5 protein-coding genes are annotated in these 6,225 nt (G+C 64.2%); 3 read left to right on the top strand and 2 right to left on the bottom strand.

Features of this window, described 5'->3' with window-relative positions; all coding sequences use genetic code 11:
* Positions 1-158: 158 nt before the first annotated feature.
* On the bottom strand, positions 159-1,193 hold the full coding sequence (tdh, locus tag ABIE56_RS07520) for an L-threonine 3-dehydrogenase (RefSeq protein WP_429243185.1): 1,035 nt from the start codon (positions 1,191-1,193) through the stop codon (positions 159-161).
* Positions 1,194-1,351: 158 nt separating this feature from the next.
* On the opposite strand from tdh, the gene ABIE56_RS07515 reads away from it, so the two are divergent.
* Positions 1,352-3,505: a S46 family peptidase gene (locus ABIE56_RS07515; RefSeq protein WP_429243184.1), complete on the top strand. Its 2,154-nt coding sequence runs from the start codon at positions 1,352-1,354 to the stop codon at positions 3,503-3,505.
* Positions 3,506-3,798: 293 nt separating this feature from the next.
* On the opposite strand, the gene ABIE56_RS07510 is transcribed toward ABIE56_RS07515, so the two are convergent.
* A complete protein-coding gene (locus ABIE56_RS07510; RefSeq protein WP_429243183.1) occupies positions 3,799-4,707 on the bottom strand; it encodes a hypothetical protein in 909 nt (302 codons plus the stop codon).
* Between the two features lie 179 nt (positions 4,708-4,886).
* Between ABIE56_RS07510 and miaA the strand changes: the two genes are divergently transcribed.
* Both miaA and hfq read left to right on the top strand, forming a co-directional pair.
* Positions 4,887-5,822, top strand: coding sequence for a tRNA (adenosine(37)-N6)-dimethylallyltransferase MiaA (gene miaA / locus ABIE56_RS07505; protein WP_429243182.1), 936 nt, complete (start codon positions 4,887-4,889; stop codon positions 5,820-5,822).
* Positions 5,823-5,955: 133 nt separating this feature from the next.
* Positions 5,956-6,216 (top strand): RNA chaperone Hfq, encoded by a 261-nt coding sequence (gene hfq, locus ABIE56_RS07500; RefSeq protein ID WP_247428149.1) that lies wholly within the window; start codon positions 5,956-5,958, stop codon positions 6,214-6,216.
* The last annotated feature ends 9 nt before the right edge of the window (positions 6,217-6,225 follow it).

Genomic DNA, 6,225 nt, shown 5'->3' with positions numbered 1-6,225 from the left:
CAGGTCTACACTGCTCTCGAGATCGGGTGGGTCTTGGTGGCTGTGGCGTCAGGCGGGGTCCCCCCCCCCCCCCCCCCGGGGGGGGGGGGGGGGGCGGGGGGGGGGGCCCCCCCCCCCCCCCCCCCCCCCCCCCCCCCCCGCTCCTACATACGGCTAGCTTAGGTCCAGCTACAGACGACCTTGCCGCAAACGCCCGCGTCCATCAGGTCGAAGCCCTTCTGGAAATCGTCGATCGCGATCTGGTGGGTGAGCACCTTCTGCAGGGGGAAGCCGGTCAGCACCATCTGGGTCATCTTGTACCAGGTCTCGTACATCTTGCGGCCGTAGATGCCCTGCAGGGTCAAGCCCTTGAAGATGACCTTGTCCCAGTCGATGCCGGCACCGCGCGGCATGATGCCGAGCATGGCCACCTTGCCGCCGTGGTACATGCACTCGAGCATGTCGTTGAAGGCGCGCGGGTTGCCGCTCATCTCCAGGCCCACGTCGAAGCCTTCGATGTGCAGGTCCTTCACCACGTCCTTGAGCGACTGGTTGGCGACGTTCACCACCCGGGTGGCGCCCATGTCGGCGGCCAGCTTCAGGCGGTAATCGTTGACGTCGGTCACGACCACGTTGCGGGCGCCCACGTGCTTGGCGATACCCGCGGCGATGATGCCGATCGGGCCGGCGCCGGTGATCAGCACGTCCTCGCCGATCAGGTCGAACTCGAGCGCACAGTGCGCGGCGTTGCCGTACGGGTCGAAGAAGGCGGCCAGCTCGGACGGGATCTGGTCCGGGATCGGCCACAGGTTCGAGGCCGGCATGGTCATGTATTCGGCGAACGCGCCGTTGCGGTTCACACCGATGCCCACGGTGTTCGGGCACAGGTGCTGGCGGCCGGCACGGCAGTTGCGGCAATGGCCGCACACGATGTGGCCTTCGGCCGATACGCGGTCGCCGATCTTGTAGCCGGTCACGCCCGGGCCGATCTCGGCAATGCGGCCCACGAACTCGTGGCCGATGGTGAGGCCCGGCGTGATCGTGCGCTGGGACCACTCGTCCCACTTATAGATATGCAGATCGGTACCGCAGATGGCGGTTTTCTCGATCTTGATCAGCACCTCGTTCGGGCCCGGGGTCGGGACCGGCACTTCTTCCATCCAGATGCCTTGTTCGGCGTGGCGCTTTACCAGCGCTTTCATCGTCTGCTGCATGGGCTTTCAGGTTCTCGTGGGGAGGGGCCGCGGGGGCGGACCAAACCGCCATTATAGGCCGTGGCAGGTAGGTTGGCTTGTGCGCCGCGGCATTGCCAGCGGCCACCCGGGGCCTCTAGGGTGGGGTAGCTTTGGAACCCACAGGGGCAAGTGAGACGATGCGAATCCGCACCATGATGCTGGGAGCCGCCATGGCATTGGCGCTGGAAGCGAAAGCCGACGAGGGCATGTGGATGCCCTCTCAGCTGCCTTCGATTGCGAAAAACCTCAAGGCTGCGGGCTACCGTGGCGATGCGGCCGATCTGGCCGACCTGACCAAGGCGCCGCTCAACGCGGTCGTGCGGGTAGGCGGTGGCACGGGCTCCTTCGTCTCGGCCGATGGCCTGCTCGTCACCAACCACCACGTCGCGTTCGGGGTCATCCAGTACAACGCCAGGCCGGACCGCGACCTGATCACCCATGGCTACGTAGCGCCCGACCGCGCCGGTGAGCTCCCGGCCAACCCGGACTACCGGGCCCGGGTCACTGTCGGCTTCGACAAGGTCACTGACCGGATCCTCGCTGGCGCCAAGGGCAAGACGGGCCGGGCGTACTACGACGCCGTGGACGCCGCCAGCAAGGCGCTCGTGGCCGAGTGCGAGAAGGAGGCGGGCATCAAGTGCAGCGTGGCCACCATGTTCTACGGCCGCGACTTCTACCTGGTGAAGCAGTTGGAGCTCCGTGATATCCGCCTTGTCTACGCCCCCCCGCGCGCCATCGGCAACTACGGGGACGAGACCGATAATTTCATGTGGCCGCGCCATGCCGGCGATTTCACCATCCTGCGCGCCTATGTAGGCCCGGACGGCAGGCCGGCCGATTACTCGCCGGACAACAAGCCGTACCATCCACCGTCGCACCTGCAGATCGCGACGGAAGGCGTGGCCGAGGGCGATTTCGTCATGCTGGCGGGCTATCCCGGCATCACCTACCGCCACCGCACCGCGGCTGAGTTCGCCGACCAGGTGGAATGGCGCCTGCCGACCTCCGTGGCCGTGCTGAAGGCGCTCCAGGACGTGATCGAGGACCAGGGCAAGACGGACAAGGACGCTGCCATCCGCTACGCCTCGCAGCTGCAATCGCTGAAGAACGGCATCAAGCGCTTCAGCGGTGAACTGGAGGGCCTGGAGCGTAGCGATGCGGTTGCGGCGCGCCGGGAGGACGAGGCCGCGATGCTGGCCTGGCTTGCCACGCAGCCCGAGGCGAAGACCCTCAAGCCGCAGATCGACCAGGCCATGTCGCTTATCGCCCAGGGCAAGGACGTGCGTGAGCGCGACCTGTTGATGGGCCTGCTCTCGAGCCAGACCCAGTTGATGCGCGGTGCGCTTAACGTTGATCGCCTTGCGATCGAGCGCCCCAAGGTGGATGCCGAGCGCGAAAGTGGCTACCAGAAACGCGACGAAGAGCTGATCCAGAGCCAGTTGAAGCAGATTCAGCGCCGCTATGACCCCAAGGTCGAAAAGGCGCTGGTCACCTCGCTGCTCACGCGTTACCAGAAGCTCCCGGCGGCGCAGCATCTGGCCGAGGTGGACAAGGTGTTCGGCACGACGCCAGCAGAACTGGCGAAGGCGCTCGATCGGATCTACGGTGCAACGACGTTTGCCGACGAGGCCGAACGCAACAAGCTGTTCGCCGCGCCGCCGGCTGACGTGGAGAAGAGCACGGATACGTTGATGGTGGCCGCCCGTGCGCTTCGCCCGGCGTTGTTGCGGATCGAGGATGAAAAGAAGGGGCGTGATGGCGACTTGCTGCGACTGCGCCCGGCGTATATGCAGGCGCTGATCGGCTACCGCGAAAAGCAAGGCAAGGCGGTATATCCGGATGCCAACTCCACGCTGCGTGTCAGCTACGGCAAGGTCACCCCGCTGGTGGCTCGGGATGCGGTGACGTATGCCCCGTTGACCACGGTTCAGGGCATCGTCGAGAAGAACACAGGGAAGATTCCGTTCGACGCCCCGCAGCCATTGCTCGATGCGATCAAAAAGGGCGACTTCGCGGGCTATGCCGATCCGAAAACGGGCGCCATGCCGGTCGACTTCCTTTCCAATCTCGATACAACGGGCGGCAACTCGGGCTCGCCGGTGCTCAACGCGAAGGGCGAACTTGTCGGCCTCAACTTCGACAGCAACTGGGAAGCGGTGAGTGCGAGCTGGATGTACGACCCGCGTTACAAGCGCGCCATCCACGTGGATATGCGCTACATGCGCTGGCTGATGGACAAGGTGTATCCGTCGCCTGCATTGCTCAAGGAGCTCGGTACGCCGGCGCGCTGAACCGGCTTGCAAGGCGGTTCAAACAAAAGGCCACCTTCGGGTGGCCTTTCTTGTGTCATGTTCACGCATGGCCATCAGAAGAACATCAGCTGCATCAGTTTCGCGAGGGCCATGCACGCCCCCATCGAAGCGGCGAAGAAGCCGGCGCCTGCTGCCATGGGTGCGCGGAGGGTGATGTAGGCGTAACACGCGCAGAGCTGTAGGCGCCGTTGCTTGCTTGAATCTTGAGCCCGGCCGGTGCCTTGCAACCTTTATGCGGGCGAACCAGGCGTTGCTGCGCGGCTAGTCGATGGTCAGGGCGATCGCATGCATTCCTGGACACACGTGAACCATGCCTTCTTGTGCGGGTAGTCGATCGTCATACGAAAATGCGCATACACGTTGCCGCCCACGGCGCCTTTGACGTCACCCACCATATACTGACCGATACCCTTGTCACTGAATGCTGCATCCCTGCGCTCAATAAACCAGACGGGACCTACGACCTGGCCCGCAATTTCCACGGCAGGTACGCGTATCGTGCGGGTTGCCTTGGCGGCGCCTGAAAGATCGTCTCCGGCTTCGACCATGGGCCAATCGGGATGCGCCGCGTGCCAGGCATCCATCACCGAGGTAACGATGTAGCTCCCCGCAGCAAAGCCGCCACCCGCCACCCTCGTGCCCATGGCTTTCAATCCGGCGGGAGAAGGGTGCGCCGTTGCTCCCGTATCCAGCAACATGTCGAAGGGCTTTCCGTCCACCCTCATTGTAAGGGTGGGCAAGGGCGAGCCGACGTCGCCACGCGCATTGAGCATGAAAGCCACCTGCGCTTCCCGCGCCCCTCGCGTCGGATGCCAGGAAGCGTCTTCAACGATCAGTTGATGCTTCGGATAATCGAGTGTCCAGGCATGATCGAATAGATAGAAGCTGCCCACGACACCCTCAACGCTTGTGTCGCTCACTGTGGTGGCGGAGGCCTTGAATGCCTTGCCGCACGATCGCACCGACGCGGGCAATCCTCTACCCGGCGCGAACTCGGGCGGTTGGAGGAAAAAGTCATGGCCGTCGCAGGTAGCGGATGCCAGCCCCAGGCGCGCTGCCGTATCCGGGAAAAGACCCCAGGTCGGCCCCGGCCCACCGGTATCCAGAATGAGCTTCAGTGTTCCGCCTTTCGCCAGTGTCGGGGTTACGTAGAAGTGTCCGGCTTCATAGACGGTGGGCACGACAGTCGCCCCTGAAGCGGAAACCACTGGGCCCATCGCCAACGCGACCCCACAAGCCAATGCCCTCACGTTCATCGAATCCTTCCGCAGGTCGTTTAGGTGCTTCGATCGTGTCACCGATGGCCATCCCCGTCTCCATGCTGGGTTACCCTTGCGGACGTTCAGACTTTGCCCTAGCGATGACCCGCGATACCCGCCCCCCTGCCATCTTCCTTATGGGACCCACCGCCTCAGGGAAGACGGCGCTCGCCTGCGAATTGTCTGATCGCTTTCCCCTTGGGCTGATAAGCGTCGATTCGGCGCTCGTGTACCGCGGACTGGACATTGGCTCGGCGAAGCCGGACCGGGCGACGCTCACGCGCTATCCCCATGAATTGATCGATATCCGCGACGCGGCGCAACCTTACTCGGCGGCGGATTTCGCGGAAGATGCCGCGGCAGCGATGGGGCGCGTGGCCGGGAAGGGCAACGTGCCGCTACTCGTGGGCGGTACTGGCCTCTACTTTCGCGCGCTCCAGCGAGGGTTATCTGAGTTGCCCGAGGCCGATGCGGCCGTGCGCGAGCGCCTGGCCGCGGAGGCGGCGGCGATCGGCTGGGTGGCGATGCATGCCCGCATGGCCGCCGCCGACCCAGTCGCCGGCGAACGTATCCGGCCTGCCGATGCCCAGCGGATCCAGCGGGCCCTGGAGGTCATGGAACTGACCGGTCGGCCGATCACCGAGCTCCAGAACGCCCCGCGCAAGCCGTTCCCGTGGCGCGTGCTCAAGCTGGCCCTGGTTCCTGAGAACCGTGCGGCGCTCCACGAACGCATCGCCAGGCGATTCGATGTGATGCTGGCCGACGGTTTCCTCGATGAAGTGCGAGGACTCAAGGCGCGCGGCGACCTGCACCCGGACCTTCCGGCGATCCGTGCCGTGGGCTACCGGCAGGCCTGGGAATTCCTTGATGGCCAAGGGGATGCCCAGAACTTCCGTGACCGTGGTATCTATGCAACGCGGCAACTCGCAAAGCGCCAGATCACCTGGTTGCGGAGCGAGCTTGACGCACGCGCGTTCGACCCGGATCAGGGGGATCCGTTGCCGGAAGTGGGCAGGGCGGTAGGGCAGTTCATTTAATTGCCTACATCGTCACGCTGGCCGCTTCCAGCGAGCGTTTAAAAGCAGTTAAGATTCAAGGCACTTGGGCCGGGGCGCCGCATTGGCGTTTTTTTACCCGGACCCGTACGAGAGGCGTAGGGGAGAAGAAAAAATGTCCAAAGGGCAATCGTTGCAAGATCCGTTTCTGAATGCGCTTCGCCGTGAGCGTGTGCCGGTCGCCATCTACCTGGTGAACGGTATCAAGCTGCAGGGCACGATCGAGTCGTTCGACCAGTTCGTGGTGCTGCTGCGTAACCAGGTGAGTCAGATGGTGTACAAGCACGCCATCTCCACCGTGGTCCCCAGCCGGAATGTCCGTGTGGGTGGCCATGAAAGCCATGTAGACGCAGCAGGTGGTGACGCCGAGGGTTGAGGGGCCCAA

This window comes from Luteibacter sp. 621, from assembly GCF_050435445.1.
Classification (GTDB): domain Bacteria; phylum Pseudomonadota; class Gammaproteobacteria; order Xanthomonadales; family Rhodanobacteraceae; genus Luteibacter.
This window is presented reverse-complemented; position numbering and strand designations above follow the sequence as displayed.

Coding starts and splice junctions, on each gene's coding strand:
- miaA (WP_429243182.1), top strand. CDS start 4,887: ATGACCCGCGATACCCGCCCCCCTGCCATCTTCCTTATGGGACCCACC.
- ABIE56_RS07515 (WP_429243184.1), top strand. CDS start 1,352: ATGCGAATCCGCACCATGATGCTGGGAGCCGCCATGGCATTGGCGCTG.
- tdh (WP_429243185.1), bottom strand. CDS start 1,193: ATGCAGCAGACGATGAAAGCGCTGGTAAAGCGCCACGCCGAACAAGGC.
- hfq (WP_247428149.1), top strand. CDS start 5,956: ATGTCCAAAGGGCAATCGTTGCAAGATCCGTTTCTGAATGCGCTTCGC.